The organism is Pseudoxanthomonas sp. G3 (assembly GCF_057654715.1).
Window position 1 is genome coordinate 1,179,049 of sequence record NZ_CM172805.1, and the last position, 18,095, is coordinate 1,197,143.

The 18,095-nt window shown below is 67.7% G+C and carries 16 protein-coding genes; 9 read left to right on the plus strand and 7 right to left on the minus strand.

Annotated features, from left to right (window positions below; translation table 11 throughout):
• Positions 1–44: 44 nt before the first annotated feature.
• Positions 45–515 (minus strand): DUF2127 domain-containing protein, encoded by a 471-nt coding sequence (locus AC23D6_RS05510; RefSeq protein ID WP_487751780.1) that lies wholly within the window; start codon positions 513–515, stop codon positions 45–47.
• Positions 516–530: 15 nt separating this feature from the next.
• On the minus strand, positions 531–2,360 hold the full coding sequence (gene typA / locus AC23D6_RS05515; protein ID WP_487751781.1) for a translational GTPase TypA: 1,830 nt from the start codon (positions 2,358–2,360) through the stop codon (positions 531–533).
• Between the two features lie 102 nt (positions 2,361–2,462).
• Here typA and AC23D6_RS05520 point away from each other — a divergent pair, with 102 nt between their 5' ends.
• The 6 genes from AC23D6_RS05520 to prpE all read left to right on the plus strand — a co-directional run bounded on the left by AC23D6_RS05520 (position 2,463) and on the right by prpE (position 8,501).
• Complete coding sequence (locus AC23D6_RS05520) at positions 2,463–2,726, plus strand: hypothetical protein (RefSeq protein ID WP_487751782.1); 264 nt, start codon at positions 2,463–2,465, stop codon at positions 2,724–2,726.
• Complete coding sequence (locus AC23D6_RS05525; protein ID WP_487751783.1) at positions 2,723–3,220, plus strand: peptidylprolyl isomerase; 498 nt, start codon at positions 2,723–2,725, stop codon at positions 3,218–3,220. The genes AC23D6_RS05520 and AC23D6_RS05525 overlap by 4 nt, the downstream gene beginning before the upstream one ends.
• Before the next feature lie 53 nt (positions 3,221–3,273).
• On the plus strand, positions 3,274–4,053 hold the full coding sequence (locus AC23D6_RS05530; protein ID WP_487751784.1) for a lysozyme inhibitor LprI family protein: 780 nt from the start codon (positions 3,274–3,276) through the stop codon (positions 4,051–4,053).
• A 128-nt stretch (positions 4,054–4,181) separates the two neighbouring features.
• On the plus strand, positions 4,182–5,384 hold the full coding sequence (locus AC23D6_RS05535) for a pyridoxal phosphate-dependent aminotransferase (RefSeq protein ID WP_487751785.1): 1,203 nt from the start codon (positions 4,182–4,184) through the stop codon (positions 5,382–5,384).
• Positions 5,385–5,463: 79 nt separating this feature from the next.
• A complete protein-coding gene (locus AC23D6_RS05540; RefSeq protein ID WP_487751786.1) occupies positions 5,464–6,450 on the plus strand; it encodes a malate dehydrogenase in 987 nt (328 codons plus the stop codon).
• A gap of 149 nt (positions 6,451–6,599) precedes the next feature.
• Positions 6,600–8,501, plus strand: coding sequence for a propionate--CoA ligase (prpE, locus tag AC23D6_RS05545; RefSeq protein ID WP_487751787.1), 1,902 nt, complete (start codon positions 6,600–6,602; stop codon positions 8,499–8,501).
• A gap of 3 nt (positions 8,502–8,504) precedes the next feature.
• Here prpE and AC23D6_RS05550 read toward each other — a convergent pair whose 3' ends face one another.
• Entirely contained in the window at positions 8,505–9,905 is a 1,401-nt protein-coding gene (locus tag AC23D6_RS05550) for a M14 family zinc carboxypeptidase (RefSeq protein WP_487751788.1), read from the minus strand.
• A 73-nt stretch (positions 9,906–9,978) separates the two neighbouring features.
• A complete protein-coding gene (locus AC23D6_RS05555; RefSeq protein WP_487751789.1) occupies positions 9,979–11,196 on the minus strand; it encodes a citrate synthase family protein in 1,218 nt (405 codons plus the stop codon).
• A gap of 143 nt (positions 11,197–11,339) precedes the next feature.
• Here AC23D6_RS05555 and prpB point away from each other — a divergent pair, with 143 nt between their 5' ends.
• The 3 genes from prpB to AC23D6_RS05570 all read left to right on the plus strand — a co-directional run bounded on the left by prpB (position 11,340) and on the right by AC23D6_RS05570 (position 14,190).
• Positions 11,340–12,224, plus strand: coding sequence for a methylisocitrate lyase (gene prpB / locus AC23D6_RS05560; protein ID WP_487751790.1), 885 nt, complete (start codon positions 11,340–11,342; stop codon positions 12,222–12,224).
• Between the two features lie 155 nt (positions 12,225–12,379).
• Positions 12,380–13,528, plus strand: coding sequence for a bifunctional 2-methylcitrate synthase/citrate synthase (gene prpC, locus AC23D6_RS05565; RefSeq protein WP_487751791.1), 1,149 nt, complete (start codon positions 12,380–12,382; stop codon positions 13,526–13,528).
• A gap of 167 nt (positions 13,529–13,695) precedes the next feature.
• Positions 13,696–14,190 (plus strand): hypothetical protein, encoded by a 495-nt coding sequence (locus tag AC23D6_RS05570; RefSeq protein WP_487751792.1) that lies wholly within the window; start codon positions 13,696–13,698, stop codon positions 14,188–14,190.
• Positions 14,191–14,206: 16 nt separating this feature from the next.
• Here the strand turns inward: AC23D6_RS05570 and AC23D6_RS05575 are convergent, their stop codons facing one another.
• The 3 genes from AC23D6_RS05575 to AC23D6_RS05585 all read right to left on the minus strand — a co-directional run bounded on the left by AC23D6_RS05575 (position 14,207) and on the right by AC23D6_RS05585 (position 17,929).
• On the minus strand, positions 14,207–14,818 hold the full coding sequence (locus AC23D6_RS05575) for a glutathione S-transferase family protein (protein ID WP_487751793.1): 612 nt from the start codon (positions 14,816–14,818) through the stop codon (positions 14,207–14,209).
• A gap of 223 nt (positions 14,819–15,041) precedes the next feature.
• Positions 15,042–15,497, minus strand: coding sequence for a cell wall hydrolase (locus AC23D6_RS05580; protein WP_487751794.1), 456 nt, complete (start codon positions 15,495–15,497; stop codon positions 15,042–15,044).
• Positions 15,498–15,886: 389 nt separating this feature from the next.
• The gene (locus tag AC23D6_RS05585) at positions 15,887–17,929 is read right to left on the minus strand and encodes an FAD-dependent oxidoreductase (RefSeq protein WP_487751795.1); all 2,043 of its coding nucleotides are present in this window, start codon (positions 17,927–17,929) and stop codon (positions 15,887–15,889) included.
• Positions 17,930–18,095: the final 166 nt, after the last annotated feature.

Sequence of the window (18,095 nt, forward strand, 5' to 3'; positions counted from 1 at the left end):
ACCTTCGCGAAGTTGCCGCAGGCTACGCAGCGGCTACCTGCGCGTCAAATCCGCTTGCGCCGGCGGATGTCGCGCCACAGCACCCACACGACCAGCAGATTGACGATGAGCAGCGCCCAGGTGTGCCAGCCGGGGTGGTGGTAGAGCGCGTAGACGTCCAGCGGCAGGTAGGCGGCCGAGCCGATGCAGCCCAGCCACGAGGCCCAGGCGCGGGCGCGCCACAGTCCCCAGGCTTCCAGCAGGCGCAAGCCGGCGTAGACGGCGATGATCAGCACGGCCACATGGACCGACTCGGGGTTGATGCGGTCGAGCCACTGGCTCATCACGCCGGGACCGGCGTCGGGGATGAAGCGGGCAACGATCGCCTGGACACTCTCGCGCAGGCGATCCGGGCCGAACGCCAGCAGTCCGCCGGCGAAGGCCAGAGCCAGCACGCCCTTGGCGCCCTCGAACAGGGCGATGGCGTGCAGGCCGGGATGCGCCTTGGGATCCGGGTTGTACGCGGAGGGCTCCAAGACGCGGTGCGGCGATCAGGCGGCGCGCGAGGCGCGCTTGCGGTCGCTTTCGGTCAACAGCTTCTTGCGCAGGCGGATTTCCTTCGGCGTGATCTCGACCAGCTCGTCGTCGTCGATGAAATCCAGCGCCTGTTCCAGCGAGAACTTGATCGCCGGCGTCAGCTGGATCGCATCGTCCTTGCCCGAGGCGCGCATGTTGGTCAGCGGCTTAGTCTTGATCGCATTGACAGTCAGATCGTTGTCCTTGGAATGGATGCCGATCAGCTGGCCTTCGTACACGTTGTCGCCTTCGGCGGCGAACAGCTTGCCGCGCTCCTGCAGCGGGCCCAGCGAGTAGGCCGGCGTGGCGCCCGGCGCATTGGCGATCATCACGCCGTTCAGACGCTTGGCGATGGCGCCCTGTTCCTTCGGGCCGTAATGATCGAACACGTGGAACAGCAGGCCCGAACCCTGGGTCAGGGTCTTGAACTCGTTCTGGAAGCCGATCAGGCCGCGCGCCGGAATCATGTAGTCCAGACGCACGCGACCCTTGCCGTCCGGCTCCATGTTCTTCAGCTGGCCCTTGCGGACGCCGAGCTTCTCCATCACGCCGCCCTGGTGGGTTTCCTCCACGTCGACGACGAGCTGCTCGATCGGCTCCATCAGCTGGCCATCGATTTCCTTGATGATCACTTCAGGACGCGACACGGCCAATTCGTAGCCTTCGCGGCGCATGTTCTCGATCAGCACCGACAGGTGCAGCTCGCCACGGCCGGAGACCAGGAACTTGTCCGCGTCATCCAACTGTTCGACCTTCAGCGCCACGTTGTGCACGGTCTCGCGCTCCAGGCGCTCCTTCAGCTGGCGGCTGGTGAGGAACTTGCCGCCCGAGAGGTCCTTGTTGCCGGCGAACGGCGAGTTGTTCACCTGGAAGGTCATGCTGATGGTCGGCTCGTCGACGGTCAGCGCCGGCAGCGCTTCCGGGGTGTCCAGCGCGCAAACGGTGTCGGAGATCGTCAGGTCCTGGATGCCCGAGATGGCGACGATGTCGCCGGCCTCGGCGCTGTCCTGCTCGATGCGCTCCAGGCCCAGGAAGCCGAGCACCTGCAGCACCTTGCCCTGGCGCTTCTTGCCTTCGCGGTCGATGACCGCGACGGGCATGTTCTTCTTCAGCGTGCCGCGCTGGATGCGGCCGATGCCGATCACACCGACGAAGTTGTTGTAGTCCAGCTGGCTGATACGCATCTGGAAGGGGCCGTCCGGATCCACTTCCGGCTTCGGCGCGTGCTGCATGATCGCTTCGTACAGCGGGGTCATGTCGCCGCCGCGGACGGTGTCTTCCAGGCCGGCGTAGCCGTTCAGCGCCGAGGCGTAGACGATCGGGAAGTCCATCTGCTCGGGCGTGGCGCCCAGTCGGTCGAACAGGTCCCACACCTGCTCCACGACCCACTCCGGACGCGAGCCCGGGCGGTCGACCTTGTTGATCACCACGATCGGCTTGAAGCCCATCGCGAACGCCTTCTGTGTCACGAAGCGCGTCTGCGGCATCGGGCCGTCCATCGCGTCGACCAGGATCAGCACGGTGTCCACCATCGACAGCACGCGCTCCACCTCGCCACCGAAGTCGGCGTGGCCGGGGGTATCGACAATGTTGATGCGGTTGCCGTTCCAGGTGATGGCGGTGTTCTTCGCCAGGATCGTGATGCCACGTTCCTTTTCTTGGTCGTTGCTGTCCATCACGCGCTCGGCCAGCACGGTGCGCTCGGAGAGGGTGCCGGACTGCTTCAGCAGCTGGTCGACGAGGGTGGTCTTGCCATGGTCGACGTGCGCGACGATCGCGATATTGCGGAGGTTTTGGATGGACATGCCGAAGGGGCGCGAGCGGGCGCGCACAAGTGGGGAAAGGAAGCGGCGTATTATAGCGGGCTCTTGTGTCCTAAGCACCTGATTTGGCGGAAAACCTCCAAGATGAACACGGCCAGCGTCGGGTTCCCCTTGAAATCGCTCGTCGGCGCCGTGATCTGGCAGCTGGCATGGGCGTCCGTCCGCGGCTTTGGCCTGTTCCTGCACTACAACCCCGACCATCCGCTGGTCGGGAGGGTGGGGCCCTCGCTGGGCCTTCCCCTGGCGCTCGTGGCCGGCCTGATGCTCGGGCTGGGCATGGCCTGGGTGGTCTGGCTGGCGTGGCGCATCACCCGTTTCCTCATTTCACCCCGGAGAACCATCCCATGAGCCAGCTGATCGCCACCTTCGATACCTCCCGCGGCCCGATCAAGATCGAGCTGTACCCCGACAAGGCCCCCCTGACCGTGGCCAACTTCGTCAACCTGGCCAAGCGTGGCTTCTACGACGGTCTGAACTTCCACCGCGTCATCGCCGACTTCATGATCCAGGGCGGCTGCCCGGAAGGCTCCGGTCGCGGCGGCCCGGGCTACCGTTTCGAGGACGAGACCACCAACGGCGTGCGCCATGAGCGCGGCGTGCTCTCGATGGCCAATGCCGGCCCGAACACCAACGGCAGCCAGTTCTTCATCACCCACGTGCCCACCCCGTGGCTGGACGGCAAGCACACCGTGTTCGGCAAGGTCGTCGAAGGGCTGGACGTGGTCGATGCGGTGAAGCAGGGCGACCTGATCACCAAAGTCACCATCGAAGGTGACGCGGACGCCGTGCTGGCCGCCAAGGCCGAGCGCGTGGCCGAGTGGAATCGCTTCCTGTCGGCGTGATGGAATGAAGGGCCGGCCGACCGTGGCCGGCCCTTTCCCGTCAGGAGCTCCGAATGAAGGATCGCCGCCGGCGCGCAATGCGCATGGCCCTGCTGCTCGCCACCGCCCTGGTGCTGGGCGCCTGCAGGAACGACAACGAGGCTCCGCCGACCGACCCCGCCGCCGCGACCGCCGTCGACGCATCGGCGGAGAGCTTCCAGCAGAGCCTGGAAGGCCTCTGGAGCACGGACCACAGCGAAGGCGACGATGCCGAAACCCTGTACGCCATCGCCTGGCAGCCTGACACGGGCCTGCGGATCGCACGCGACGGTGCGTGGCTGAATGGGCAGGTCGAGGATGTCGACCTGGACAACGGCACGCTGGCCCTGCACCTGACCTCCGAGACCGGGCCCAGCGAGACGGTGACCCTGCGCAAACTGCAGGACCAGAGCGGAAACGGCTTCACCCTGCGCATTACGTGGGGTGCCGGCCAGACCGACGACCTGGGCTTCGTGCGCCGGCTGACCGAGCGCGATCGCAGCGAACTCGCTGCGGCCGTCGAGACCGCCCACGCATCGTCAGCGCCCGCCGAGTGCGACACCGACGCCCCGGCCGGCAGCGTCCGCGCCGCGCTGGTCTGCGGACACGAAGAATTTGGTGCGCTGGACGCCGGCATGCGCCGGCAGTTCAAGGAATTGGCTGATCGCTATCCCGACGGCGACCGCACGGTCCAGGCCGCCACCCGCCAACTCGACGCCTGCCAGACCCCCGCCTGCCTGCGCGGCGCCTACGCACAGTGGCAGGCCTATTTCGACGAGAACTACGACCTGGGCGACGTAGTGGACTACCAGTGACGCCGGGGTGTTGACCCGATCGACGTAGACCATGGGCTAGTCGGTCGAAGTGGGGTGGCGTGATACCATTTTGCGCCGCAAAAAGACGGCGGCGACGCTCTCTAATCGTTTCCACGCGAGGTTGTGCAATGCCCCTGCTTGCCCGGCGCATCGGTCGCGCCAAGCCCAGTGCGATCATGGCGGTGGCCGAAAAGGCCAAGAAGCTCAAGGCCGAAGGCCGCGACATCATCAGCTTCTCGATCGGCGTCCCCAATTTCCTGCCCGGCGACCATGTCTACCAGGCCGCACGCGAAGCGCTGGCGAAAGACTCCGGACAGTACGGCAGCAACCGCGGCACCGATGCGCTGCTCGACGCCTTCCTGCAGCACATCGAGGCGCTGGGCCTGACCGGCTACACGCGCGCCAACGTGTCCACCGGCATCGGCGCCAAGCACATCCTGTACAACCTGGCCGAGTCGCTGCTGGACGAAGGCGACACCCTCGTCTATCCGTCGCCGTACTGGACCACCTACGCCGACATCGCCGACATCGTCAACGCCAATGCGGTGCCGCTGCCGTGCGCGGCGAACCAGGACTACAAGCTCCCGCCCGCGCAGCTCGACGAGGCCTTGGCGACGCACAAGCCCAAGGTGTTCCTGTTCAACAACCCGTCCAATCCGACGGGCATGGTCTACACGCGCGAGGAAGTCGCCGCGCTCGCCGACGTGCTGGTGAAGTATCCGGACACCTGGATCGTCACCGACGACATCTACAACCGCATGCTGTTCGACGGCCTGGCGTACACCAATTTCGTGCAGGCACGGCCGGAGCTGCGCGACCGCACGGTGTTCGTCGATTCGCTCTCCAAGACCTATGGCATGCCGGGCTGGCGTGTGGGCTTCATGGCTGGCCCCGAGTCGGTCGCGAAAGCGCTGACCACGATGAACTCCAACCACATCACCAACGTGCCGGAAGTCGTCACCGCCGCGGCGATCGCCGCGCTGACTGGTCCGCAGGACGTGCCCGTGGCCAAGAACGCCGAGTTCCAGGCCAAGCGCGACCAGGTGCTGGCGGCGATGGAGGCGATCCCCGGCGTGGTCTGCCCGCGGCCGCAGGGCGCGTTCTATGTGTTCCCGGACATCAGCTGCGCGTTCGGCAAGTCGCACAACGGCACGCCGATCGCCAACGACGTCGATTTCTGCAATGCGCTGCTCGATGCCAAGGGCGTGGCCTGCGTGCCGGGTTCGGCGTTCGGCGAGCCGCGCGCGCTGCGCATCAGCTACACCTGCCCGACGCCGCAACTCGCGCCGGGCTTGCAACGCTTCCAGGAATTTTTCGCCGAGTTGAAGTAATCGCACTGTGGGCTACGGCCCACGCTGTCCCCACGCGGTGGGCCGACGCCTGCCCTACGAAACCTTGAGGATCCGCACCATGAAAACCCCCGTCCGTGTTGCCGTCACCGGCGCTGCTGGCCAGATCGGCTACGCGCTGCTGTTCCGCATCGCCTCCGGCGAAATGCTGGGCAAGGACCAGCCGGTCATCCTGCAGCTGCTCGAGCTGCCGCTGGAGAAGGCCCAGGCCGCGCTGAAGGGCGTGATCATGGAGCTGGAAGACTGCGCGTTCCCGCTGCTGGCCGGCATCGTCGGCACCGACGATCCGGAAGTCGCGTTCAAGGACGCCGACGTGGCCCTGCTGGTCGGCGCGCGTCCGCGCGGCCCGGGCATGGAGCGCAAGGACCTGCTGCTGGAGAACGCCAAGATCTTCACCGCCCAGGGCGCGGCGCTGAACAAGGTCGCCAGCCGCAACGTCAAGGTGCTGGTGGTCGGCAACCCGGCCAACACCAACGCCTACATCGCGATGAAGTCCGCGCCGGACCTGCCGTCGAAGAACTTCACCGCGATGCTGCGCCTGGACCACAACCGTGCGCTGTCGCAGCTGGCCAACAAGGCCGGCGTGGCCGTGGGCGACATCGAGAAGCTGGTCGTGTGGGGCAACCACAGCCCGACCATGTACCCGGACTACCGCTTCGCCACCGTCAACGGCCAGTCGCTGAAGGACAAGATCGGCGACGCCGACTGGAACGCGAATACCTTCATCCCGCAGGTCGGCAAGCGCGGCGCCGCGATCATCGAGGCGCGCGGCCTGTCGTCGGCCGCGTCGGCTGCCAACGCCGCCATTGACCACGTGCGCGACTGGGTGCTGGGCAGCAACGGCAAGTGGGTGACGATGGGCATTCCGTCCGACGGCAGCTACGGCATCCCGGAGGGCGTGATGTTCGGCTTCGCCGTCACCACCGAGAATGGCGAGTACACCATGGTGAAGGATCTGCCGGTCGACGACTTCAGCCAGAAGGCCATCGACAAGACGCTGGCCGAGCTGGAAGAAGAGCGCAGCGGCGTGGCGCACCTGCTGGACTGATCGCGGACCGCAACTGACAAGAAAACGCCGGGTTAACACCCGGCGTTTTCGTTTGGGTGCGACAGCATGTCCCATGCGACCAAGGTAGGAAGGTCGCCGCCGGGGTGCAGGACTATGCTGCCCGCAGTCGCTGCATCTGGGAGGATCGCATGGCATACGAAGACGTCTACCGGCGCTCGATCGAGCAGCCCGAAGCCTTCTGGGGCGAGGAAGCCAAGGCCATCCACTGGCACATGCCGCCGCAGCAGATCCTCGACTATTCGAAGCCGCCCTTCCGCCGCTGGTTCGTCGGCGGCCAGACCAACCTCTGCTACAACGCGGTGGATCGCCATCTCGCCGAACGTGGCGAACAGCTGGCGCTGGTGGCGGTGTCGACCGAGACCGATGTCACCCGCGAGATCACCTATCGCGAGCTGTACCGCGAGGTGAATGCCTTCGCCGCCGTGCTCAAGCGGCTCGACGTCGGCCGCGGCGACCGCGTGGTCATCTACATGCCGAACATGGCAGAAGCCGTGTTCGCGATGCTGGCTTGCGCGCGCATCGGCGCCGTGCATTCGGTGGTGTTCGGCGGTTTCGCCGCGCACAACCTGGCGCTGCGCATCGACGACGCGCAACCGAAGCTGCTGATCGCCGCCGATGCGGGCAGTCGCGGCGGCAAGGTCATTCCGTACAAGGCGCTGGTCGACGAAGCCTGCATGAAGGCCGTGGCGCCGCCGGCCAAGGTGCTGATCGTCTCCCGCGGCCTGGATCCTGCCGAACCCAAAGTGCCCGGCCGCGACGAGGACTACGCCGCGTTGCGTGCGCAAGTAGGCGAAACCGATGTGCCGGTCGAGTGGCTGGAATCGAACGAGCCCAGCTACCTGCTCTACACCTCAGGCACCACCGGTAAGCCGAAGGGCGTGCAGCGCGACGTCGGCGGCTATGCCGTCGCGCTGGCGCTGTCGATGCGCACGGTATTCGACGTGGGGCCGGGGCAGGTGATGTTTTCCACGTCCGATGTCGGCTGGGCGGTGGGACACTCCTACAACGTGTACGGCCCACTGATCGTCGGCGCCACCTCGGTGCTGTACGAGGGGCTGCCGATCACGCCGGACGCAGCCATCTGGTGGGCGCTGTGCGAGCAATACGGCGTGCGCACGATGTTCTCCTCGCCCACGGCGGTGCGCGTGCTGAAGAAGCACGACATCGACTTCATCAAGCGCCACGACCTGTCAGAACTGAAGTACCTGTTCCTGGCCGGCGAGCCGCTGGACGAGCCCACCGCGCACTGGATCACCGATGCGATCGGCAAGCCGGTCATCGACAACTACTGGCAGACCGAGACCGGCTGGCCGGCGTTGACGCTGTTGCCTGGCCTGGACATGAAGCCCGTGCGCTTCGGTTCACCGGGCTTCCCGAATCTCGGCTATCGCATGAAGGTGATCGACGAAAGCACCGGCGAGGAAGTCGGCCCTGGCCAGAAGGGCGTGCTGGTGATGCCGCCGCCGCTGCCACCCGGTTGCATGACGACGATCTGGAACGACGACGCACGCTTCCTGTCCAGCTACTTCAGCCACTTCAAGGAGCTGCTGTACAGCTCGCTGGACTGGGCGATCCGCGACGAGGACGGCTACACCTTCATCCTCGGCCGCACCGATGACGTCATCAACGTCGCCGGGCATCGCCTGGGCACGCGCGAGATCGAGGAATCCGTGTCCGGATTCCCGGCGGTCGCGGAAGCCGCCGTCATCGGCGTGGCGGACGAACTGAAAGGGCAGGTGTCCGTGGTGTTCGCCACGTTGCGCCAAGCCACCGACGAACCGCACGAGCGCGTGCAGGCCGCCGATGGCATGCGTCGCACGGTGGAGCAGAGCCTGGGGGCGGTCGCGCGCCCGGCGCGCGTCTACATCGTCAACGCGTTGCCGAAGACGCGTTCGGGCAAACTGCTGCGGCGTTCGCTGCAGGCGCTGGCGCAGGGTGCGGATCCCGGCGATCTCTCCACGCTGGACGATCCCAACGCGCTGGAAGAAGTGAAGCGTGCCCTGCAGCGCGGGCCTGAGGTCGGCAGCTGACGGTCAGCGGGCCGGAGGCGACGGCGTCGCCGGGTCCACGCTGCCATCGAGCGTCCACACCACGTCGCGGCCGTGCGGATCGCGGCTCAGCACGAAGCGCGCGCTTGCACCGGGCGTGAGCGGCAGGGGTGAGCGCGGTTCGTCGTTGTCGCCGTCGTCGTTGGCTTCGATCACCGTGCGCTCGCCCGCATGCCCCGGGATCGGCACGATGAACAGGTCGCGCGCATCGAGGGTGCGACGGGCCTTTTTCGCGCGAAGGTCGCCGACATCGGCGATGGCACCGTCGGTTTCCGTCAGCGGATTGCGGAAATTGATCAGCAGATCGGCCTTCATCGGCGGGCGACCCGGCACGGCCAAGGTGCCGCCGCGCACCAGCAGGTCCGGCCAGACATCGCCGTTCTCCGGCAGTTCGCGATAGAGCGCAGGCGATACGCCTGCGTGGCTGCTGGTCGCGATGCTGTCGAGCGCGGCCACCAGGCCGAGGAAGTAGAGCTTGCGCAGGCGCTGCTTCTGCACGTCGCCCTCGATGCCGCCGGCCTCGATCAGCACGGTGCTGGTACCCCACTGCGTGGTGAGGTCGCCGAACGCGCGCGGATCGAAGGTCTCGTCCCAGCGCGCGATGTGGCCGGCGAGGTAGGGCTCCAGCGCGGCGCGGATGACGCCGGCCACTTCGATGGCGCGCGTGCGGACATCGTTGACGTCGGCGGCGTGGTTGTACGGCGGCGATAGCAGGGCGATGGCAGTGCCGCGGTCGGAGTCGCCGGCGCGGTAGCCCACGCGTTGGTCGTGGAGGTTGAAGCCGTACACCGGCTTCACCTGGTCGTACAGCGCCTTCAGCGTGCGCGCTTCCGGTGTGGCCAGCATCCGCGCATCGCGGTTGATGTCGATGCCCTGCACGTTGCGGCGCTGGAAGCGCGCGGCGCCGTCGGGATTGACGATGGGGAAGACGTGCAGCGTGGTGTTCGCGCGCAACCGCGTCACCAGCGGATGATCGGGGTGTTCGCCGAGGAAGCGGAACAGGTCCGCCAGCACCATCGTCGCCGTGCTCTCGTCGCCGTGCATCTGCGACCAGAGCAGTACGGTCTTCTTTCCGTCACCCCAACGGACATGCCGCAAGGGACGACCTTCCACGCTGCGGCCGATTTCCTCGATCCGGAAGCCATGCGCCGGCGCCAGCAGCGGCGTGGCCACCGACCACCAATGCTCCGCGGTGAAGACACGGTCCTCCAACCCCGGCGCGCGCAGTTCGGCGTCGTACAGGGCATCGAGCGCGGGCAGCCACGCGGGCAGCGGTGGAACCGGCGTCGACGTGCTGGCCGGTGGGTGCGGGTTGTCGGCGTTCCGGGCGATGGTGGTCGGAGTCATCATCGTCAGCAGCAGGCACAGGACGAGGGCAGGGCGCATTGCGGGCGATACGGTGGACGGACGTCCGCAGGGTCCCTGCCCGCGCGCGCGATGTCAAACCTGCGCGCGGACATCACGCCGGAGGCGTGATGCCGGTGTAGCTGGCGCGTGGACGGATCAGACGGCCCTGCGCCTGTTGTTCCAGCGCGTGCGCCAGCCAGCCGGCAAGGCGGCCCGCAGCGAACATCACCAGCGCGGGCGTCGCCGGCAGGCGGTTGAGGTGGCAGATCGCCGCGAGCATGAAGTCGATGTTCGGACGCAGGCCGCTGATGTCTTCGGTCGCGGCGATCAGCGTTTCCAATGCGGCCATTTCGCGCTCGCCTGCGTGGCGCTCGCGTGCGCGCGCCAGCAACTCGTTGCCGCGCGGATCGCCCTGCGGATACAGCGCGTGGCCAAAGCCTGGAAGATCATCGCCACGCTGCCAGCGCTCGCTGATGAAGCGGCGCGCGTGTCCTGCCTCGCGTGCATCGGCGATGAGCGCGTACGCGCGCGCCGTCGCGCCGCCGTGGCGTGGCCCGGACAGCGCGGCGAGGCCGCTGCAGACGGTGGCGTGCAGATGCGCGCCGGTGGAGGCCACCACGCGTGCGGCAAAGGCCGAGACATTCAATTCGTGGTCTGCGCAAACGACCAGCGCGGCACGGACGAGATCGGCGAATCCATCGTCGCCCGGGTGCCAGGCCTGCGCGAGCACGCGGTGCACCGGCGCATCCGACGGCGCTTGCGCGACCAGCAGCGCCGCGTTGTGGCGCAGCAGGCCGGCGGCGATCTCGTGGCGCACGCGCGGCGCGGAGTTGAAGGAGTGGCGCACGTCCAGCGCCAGCAGCGGAATGCCGGCCATCGCGCGTTCCAGCGGCGGCAGCGCGGCGTCGGAGGCGAGCGGCGCCACAACGGCGGGCCACTGTGCCAGCGTGGGGGCGGCGAACGGGTCCTCGTCGCCGCAGTCCCACAGTTGCCGCGCGACGTCTTCCAGCGTGGCGCCGTCGTGGACCATGCCGATCGCCGAACGCCCGCGGTAGTACGGGCCGTCCGGGCGGATCAGCGATATCCGCGTCTCCAGCACCGGCAAGCCGCGATCCAGACTCTGCGCGGCGCCCCGGGCCGCCCCGCGCCCCACCTGCTTGCGCTGGGCCAGCCGTTCCACGTCCTGGCGCAGGTAGAGGCGGCTGCGGTGGTCCTTGCCCGGGCGCGATTCCAGCAGGCCGCGGCTCACGTAGGCGTACAGCGTGGCCTGGCTGATGCCCAGCAGGCGGCAGGTGTCGCGGGCGGAGAGCAGGTCGGTCGCGGAGGCCATGGAGAAATATTGATTCGTTCGATCAAGATTGATCAACCCTGCGGATGGTGCCAGATTTGCCCCCCGAAGAGGGGCGTACCCTTCACGCACCTCCGGTCCCGGCCTAGCCGGGACCGCTCGCTCACCGAGAGGAGTCCGTCGCAATGAGCACCCCGTCCGCCGGCGCGACATTCCGCGCCGCGCTCGCCGCCGAATCGCCGCTGCAGGTGATCGGCGCCATCAACGCCAACCACGCGCTGCTGGCCAAGCGCGCCGGCTACAAGGCGATCTACCTGTCCGGCGGCGGCGTCGCCGCAGGATCGCTGGGGCTGCCCGACCTGGGCATCAACACGCTGGAAGACGTGCTCATCGACGTGCGTCGCATCACCGACGTCTGCGACCTGCCGCTGATGGTCGACATCGACACCGGCTTCGGTCCCAGCGCGTTCAATATCGAGCGCACGGTGAAGTCGCTGATCAAGGCCGGTGCCGCCGCCTGCCACATCGAGGACCAGGTCGGCGCCAAGCGCTGCGGCCATCGTCCGGGCAAGGAGATCGTCTCGGCCGGTGAGATGGTCGACCGCGTGAAAGCCGCCGCCGATGCGAAGACCGACGCGGACTTCTTTCTAATCGCGCGTACCGACGCCATCCAGGTCGAGGGCGTGGACGCCGCCATCGAGCGCGCCATCGCTTGCGTCGAGGCGGGTGCCGACGGCATCTTCGCCGAGGCCGCCTACGACCTGCCCACCTACCAGCGCTTCGTCGAGGCGGTGAAGGTGCCGGTGCTGGCCAACATCACCGAGTTCGGCAAGACGCCGCTGTTCACCCGCGACGAACTCGCTTCGGTCGGCGTGGCGATCCAGCTGTACCCGCTGTCGGCGTTCCGCGCGATGAACAAGGCCGCCGAGAACGTGTACGAAGCGATCCGTCGCGACGGCCACCAGAGGAACGTGGTCGATACGATGCAGACGCGCGAGGAACTGTACGACCGTATCGGTTACCACGCGTTCGAGCAGAAGCTCGACGCCTTATTCGCGACAAAAAAATAGCTTTCCCCTTCTCCCATCGGGAGAAGGTGCCCCGTAGGGGCGGATGAGGGTACGGCGAAGTCAGTGATGTCCGAGCCACTGCGGACTTCGCCGTACCCTCACCCCAACCCCTCTCCCGGTGGGAGAGGGGCTTTACATCATCAAGAGGTGTTGCAATGTCAGACGCTGCCGTTCCCTTCAAACCCAAGAAATCCGTTGCCCTGTCCGGCACCGCCGCCGGCAACACCGCGCTGTGCACGGTCGGCCGCAGCGGCAACGACCTGCATTACCGCGGTTACGACATCCTCGACATCGCCACCACCAGCGAGTTCGAAGAGATCGCGCACCTGCTGGTGCACGGTAAGCTGCCCAACCGCGCCGAGTTGGCCGCGTACAAGGCCAAGCTGAAGTCGCTGCGTGGCATCCCGGCGGCGGTGAAGGCGGCGCTGGAGGAACTGCCGCCGTCCGCGCACCCGATGGACGTGATGCGCACCGGCGTGTCCGTGCTGGGCTGCGTCTCGCCGGAAAAGGACGACCACAACCATCCGGGCGCACGCGACATCGCCGACAAGCTGATGGCGTCGCTGGGTTCGATGCTGCTGTACTGGTACCACTGGAGCCATAACGGTCGCGCCATCGACGTGGAAACCGACGACGACTCCATTGGTGGCCACTTCCTGCACCTGCTGCACGGCGAGAAGCCGCGCGAGTCGTGGGTGCGCGCCATGCACACCTCGCTGATCCTGTACGCCGAGCACGAGTTCAACGCCTCCACCTTCACCTGCCGTGTCATCGCCGGCACCGGCAGCGACATGCATTCGGCCATCGCCGGCGGCATCGGTGCGCTGCGCGGCCCGAAGCACGGCGGCGCCAACGAAGTGGCCTTCGAAGTGCAGAAGCGCTACGAATCGCCCGACGAAGCGGAAGCCGACATCAAGGCGCGGGTGGAGCGCAAGGAAGTGGTGATCGGCTTCGGCCACCCGGTGTACACCGTCGCCGACCCGCGCAACCAGGTCATCAAGCAGGTGGCGAAGGACCTGTCGGCCGAGCAGTCGAACATGAAGATGTACGACATCGCCGAGCGCCTGGAGTCGGTGATGTGGGACATCAAGAAGATGTTCCCGAACCTGGACTGGTTCAGCGCGGTCAGCTACCACATGATGGGCGTGCCGACGGCGATGTTTACCCCGCTGTTCGTGATCGCCCGCACCAGCGGCTGGAGCGCGCACGTCATCGAGCAGCGCATCGACGGCAAGATCATCCGCCCGAGCGCCAATTACACGGGGCCCGAGGATCTGGCCTTCGTGCCGATCGACCAGCGCTGAAGTCCGCGCATCGCCGTCCCGCGGGGCCGTTCGACGAAGGTCGGGCGGCCCCGTGCCGTTTGTGTGACCCGCGTGGCAGCGGGGGAGGGCCGGGCCGGGGTACTACTGGCGGACAGGGGAACGCCGTAGCCGTGGGAGGGGCCCACCGCGCGGCGTGGGGGAATGCCATGCAGACCAGATGGTGCAAGACCGAGGCCGGACGCAACGAGATCCAGCAGCGCACGCGCAAGCTGCCTGCGGGGCTGCGTTCGATCCTGTTGCTGGTGGACGGCCAGCGCAGCGACGACGAACTGCAGGCGATGATGAGCGGCCTGCATGCTCCGGACGATGCGCTCAGCCTGTTGGCCGCCGATGGCCTGATCGAACGACGCTCCGGCGCGGCATCGATGCTGGCGGCAGTGGCGGCAGTGGCGGCCCCGAAGGCGCCCGCGGTGGCGATGACCTCGGCCGAGCGCTACAACCTGCTGTATGCGCGCATCACCGACGACATCCGGTCGCATATCGGACTGAAGGGGTACTTCCTGCAGCTCAAGGTCGAGCGGTGCGCCAACGCCGACGATCTGGAAGCGCTGCTGCCGGATGTCGCCACCGCGCTGACGAAGGCGCGCGACCACACCTTCGCCACGCGATGGCTGGAGGACGTGCGCGCGTCGCTGGCGTGACGCGCGCCGGGCGGAATCAGACCAGGCCTTCGGTTTTCAACGCGGCCTGCACGCCGGCATCGGCCTCCATGCGCTGCTTGAATGCGGCGATGTTCGCCAGACCCGCGAGATCCACACCGGTGCGCTCGGCCCAGCGCAGCGTGATGTAGAAGTAGGGATCCGCGAAGCTGCGGAAACCCGCGAGCCAGTCGCGGCCTTCGAGCTGCCTGTCGGCCTGCTCGAACAGCCCGCGCAGGCGCTTGCGCGCGGCCTGCTTCACCGCCTCGAACTGCGCTTCGTCACCGATGAAGCGCGCCGGCCCGAACAGCGGATGGAACGCCGGATGCACGTCGGAGTTGACGAAGGCCAGCCATTTCGCCGCCTGCGCGCGCTGCTGCGGCGAGCCGTCGCCGGCGAGGCGCGCCTGCGGATACGTGTCGGCGATGTAGCCCATGATGGCCGCGTTCTGGGTCAGCACGAAGTCTCCATCGACGATCGCCGGTACCGCGCCGGTGGGATTGATCGCCAGGTAGGCCGGCTCCTTCATCTCGGCGGCCGTCATCACCTGCACGTCGAACGGCTGGCCGGTCCACTGCAGCGCGATGTGGTCGGCGGTCGAGCACGCGCCGGGCTTGGTGTAGAGCTTCATGGTGTCCCCTGCAATGAAAGGCCCGCGATTATCGCGGGCCTTCAACGTTTCCAGCGTGATGCGCAGTGCAACGGATCGTGTTGTGTACGAACCGCAGGCATCGTGGCGGTTTGCCCTCACCCCTTGCCCTCTCCCGCAGGGAGGGGAGAGTAGGGGCCATGCGGGTCCTGCTGCGGCGAACGGATCGGTGCGCTGGCTCGCGTGGCTTCGAAAGCGCTCGTTCTCAGGAGCGGGGCTTGAGCTTCTGCACGCGCAGGAACGTGTGATCGCCGATCGTCGCCACGTGGTAGGCATTGCGCCAACTTGGGCTGGCGATCTGGTGCGCCATGAAATGGCTGGCGCCCGGGACGATCTCCTTGCGCTGGCCGGGCGGCAGGGCCCAGTTGCGCTCGGCGTTGAGGGCCACGCTCACTGACTTGGCCCAGGCATCCGCATTCTGCAGGCGGGTGTTGGGGCCGACGATGGTCGGAGCGAACTGCTTGCGGGCGGTGACCACGGAGCAGACGGAGTCGCCCCACAGGCCGCTGTCGCGGCGGCGCAAGGCCACTTCGGCGACGGCCTGTTGGCCGCGCAGGGTCTGGTCGCGGGCTTCCAGGTAAACGGTGGTGCTGAGGCAAAGCGAATCGGCGGCCGGCTGCGGCAACATCTGCGACAGCCATAGGATCCAGGCCAGTTTCATGGGAACTCCTTGCTCCGTCTTTCCCGCGCCCCTGCCTCTCCCAATACGCAGGGAAGGACATCGATGGGACGCGGCAGGGCGTTATGGGGAGGCAGCCTTCACACGGGCTGCCCGGGGACCGGCAAGGCCGGATCGAGAAGGGATCCGGGCGCCGGGCTCAGCCCGCCTGAACTGGGCGGCGGGCCGGAAAGTGCGCGCAAGGTAGGCGGGGGCGACCCAACTCGGCCTGAACGGGGCGGCTTGACGCGGCCCCCCGGCGTCTGGCTGGAATTGTGAAGGGTGTCGCAAGATGCGGCACCGTAGAGCGGAGCTTGCTCCGCTGCTTTTGGGGGGATTTCCCGGATTCAAAGCGTTCGGTGTCGAGCAAGCTCGACGCGACGGCAGGAGGATTACAGGCGCGCCGCCAGCCGGCTGCCTTGGTCGATGGCGCGCTTGGCGTCGAGCTCGGCGGCCACGTCGGCGCCGCCGATCAGGTGCGGCGTGCGGCCGGCGGCAAGCAGGTCGGACTGCAGGTCGCGGCGCGGCTCCTGGCCGGCGCAGACCACCACGTGGTCGACCGGCAGCAGCTGGTCGGCCCCGTCCACGCGGATGCGCAGGCCGGCGTCGTCCACGCCCAGGTACTCCACCCCGCCCAGCATCTTCACCTGCTTGGCCTTCAGCGTGGCCCGGTGCACCCAGCCGCTGGTCTTGCCGAGGCGGGCGCCGGGCTTCCCGGGGCTGCGCTGCAGCAGCCAGATCTCCCGGACCGGTGGCTCCGGCTGCGGCCGGACCAAGCTGCCGCGGGCCTCGAAGCTCGGGTCCACGCCCCATTCGGCCATCCAGCGAGCCGGGTCCAGCGAGGGCGAGTGGCCTTCGTGGGTCAGGTATTCGGCCACGTCGAAGCCGATGCCGCCGGCGCCGATCAGCGCCGCGCGGGCGCCCACCGTCACCCGGCCCGAGAGCACGTCCACGTAGCTGACCACCTTGGCGTGGTCGGCACCCGGAAAGGCCACCTTGCGCGGGGTGATGCCGGTAGCCAGCACGACCTCGTCGAAGCCGCTCAGGTCGGCCGCCGCGACGGGCGAGGCGAGTTTCACCTCCACCCGGGTTTCCTCCAGCCGATGGCGGAAGTAACGCAAGGTCTCGTGGAACTCCTCCTTGCCCGGGATCCGCTTGGCGTAGTTGAACTGCCCGCCGATCTCGTCGGCCGCGTCGAACAGGGTGACGCGGTGGCCGCGCTCGGCGGCGACGGTGGCGCACGCCAGACCCGCCGGCCCCGCACCAACCACGGCGACGGTCTTCGGCGCGAAGGTCTTCTTATAGATGAGGTCCGTTTCGTGGCAGGCGCGCGGGTTGACCAGGCAACTGGCCAGCTTGTTCTCGAACACGTGGTCCAGGCAGGCCTGGTTGCAGGCGATGCAGGTGTTGATCGCCTGTGGCAGACCGCTACGAGCCTTGTTCGCCCATTGCGGGTCGGCCAGCAGCGGACGCGCCAGGGAGACCATGTCGGCCTTGCCGGCGGCGAGGATGCCTTCGGCCACCTCCGGCATGTTGATGCGATTGGTCGCCACCAGCGGCACGCGCACGTGTGTCTTGAGCTTGGCGGTCACGTCCACGAAGGCCGCGCGCGGCACCGAGGTGACGATGGTCGGCACGCGCGCCTCGTGCCAGCCGATGCCGGAATTGATGATCGTCGCGCCCGCCGCTTCGATGGCCTGGGCCTGCAGGACGATCTCGTCCCACCGGTTGCCGTCCTCGACCAGGTCCAGCAACGAGAGCCGGTAGATGATGATGAAGTCCGGGCCGACGGCCTCGCGCACGCGCCGCACGATCTCCACCGCGAAGCGCATGCGCTTCTCCGGCGTGCCACCCCAGGCGTCGTTGCGCTTGTTGGTGCGGGGCGCGGTGAACTCGTTGATGAAATAGCCTTCCGAACCCATGATTTCCACGCCGTCGTAGCCGGCGTCGCGCGCCAGCTTGGCCGCGTTGGCATAGGCGCTGATCTGGCGCTCGACGCCCCGTGCCGACAGGGCGCGTGGCGTGAACGGATTGATCGGCGCCTTCAACTTCGACGGCGCCACCGTCAGCGGGTGGTAGCCGTATCGGCCGGCATGCAGCAGCTGCGCGCAGATTTTCGCGCCGTGCTCGTGGACGGCCTTGGTCACGAACTTGTGCGGCCGCGCCTCCCACGGCCACGACAGTTTGCCGCCGAACGGCTTCAGCCAGCCCACCAGGTTGGGCGAGAAGCCGCCGGTGACGATCAGGCCCACCCCGCCGGCGGCGCGTTCGGCGAAGTACGCGGCCAAGCGCGGGAAATCCTTCGCCCGATCCTCCAGCCCGGTGTGCATCGACCCCATCAGCACGCGGTTGCGGACCGTCGTGAAGCCCAGGTCCAGCGGGGTGAACAGATGGGGGTAGGGCGTGGAGTCGGTGGCGGCGGCGGTCGACGTCATGCGGGCGATGGATACGCGTGCGTATGGAAGGAGCGAACGATGCCGCGCCAGCGCGTCCGGCGCAAGCGGCATCCGCGGCGCGAAGCAGGGCACAGACCCGGCCGGCTTGCAAGAGTTGTCCGGCGTCGGCGGCTCGGGGACCATGGGCTACCCAGGTTCCCGGCTC

What these genes read in the sequence shown, in the direction of transcription:
- AC23D6_RS05580 (WP_487751794.1), bottom strand. Translation starts at nt 15,497, where the DNA reads ATGAAACTGGCCTGGATCCTATGGCTGTCGCAGATGTTGCCGCAGCCG.
- AC23D6_RS05540 (WP_487751786.1), top strand. Translation starts at nt 5,464, where the DNA reads ATGAAAACCCCCGTCCGTGTTGCCGTCACCGGCGCTGCTGGCCAGATC.
- AC23D6_RS05585 (WP_487751795.1), bottom strand. Translation starts at nt 17,929, where the DNA reads ATGACGTCGACCGCCGCCGCCACCGACTCCACGCCCTACCCCCATCTG.
- prpE (WP_487751787.1), top strand. Translation starts at nt 6,600, where the DNA reads ATGGCATACGAAGACGTCTACCGGCGCTCGATCGAGCAGCCCGAAGCC.
- AC23D6_RS05570 (WP_487751792.1), top strand. Translation starts at nt 13,696, where the DNA reads ATGCAGACCAGATGGTGCAAGACCGAGGCCGGACGCAACGAGATCCAG.
- AC23D6_RS05575 (WP_487751793.1), bottom strand. Translation starts at nt 14,818, where the DNA reads ATGAAGCTCTACACCAAGCCCGGCGCGTGCTCGACCGCCGACCACATC.
- AC23D6_RS05550 (WP_487751788.1), bottom strand. Translation starts at nt 9,905, where the DNA reads ATGCGCCCTGCCCTCGTCCTGTGCCTGCTGCTGACGATGATGACTCCG.
- AC23D6_RS05520 (WP_487751782.1), top strand. Translation starts at nt 2,463, where the DNA reads ATGAACACGGCCAGCGTCGGGTTCCCCTTGAAATCGCTCGTCGGCGCC.
- AC23D6_RS05525 (WP_487751783.1), top strand. Translation starts at nt 2,723, where the DNA reads ATGAGCCAGCTGATCGCCACCTTCGATACCTCCCGCGGCCCGATCAAG.
- AC23D6_RS05555 (WP_487751789.1), bottom strand. Translation starts at nt 11,196, where the DNA reads ATGGCCTCCGCGACCGACCTGCTCTCCGCCCGCGACACCTGCCGCCTG.
- AC23D6_RS05535 (WP_487751785.1), top strand. Translation starts at nt 4,182, where the DNA reads ATGCCCCTGCTTGCCCGGCGCATCGGTCGCGCCAAGCCCAGTGCGATC.
- prpC (WP_487751791.1), top strand. Translation starts at nt 12,380, where the DNA reads ATGTCAGACGCTGCCGTTCCCTTCAAACCCAAGAAATCCGTTGCCCTG.
- AC23D6_RS05530 (WP_487751784.1), top strand. Translation starts at nt 3,274, where the DNA reads ATGAAGGATCGCCGCCGGCGCGCAATGCGCATGGCCCTGCTGCTCGCC.
- typA (WP_487751781.1), bottom strand. Translation starts at nt 2,360, where the DNA reads ATGTCCATCCAAAACCTCCGCAATATCGCGATCGTCGCGCACGTCGAC.
- prpB (WP_487751790.1), top strand. Translation starts at nt 11,340, where the DNA reads ATGAGCACCCCGTCCGCCGGCGCGACATTCCGCGCCGCGCTCGCCGCC.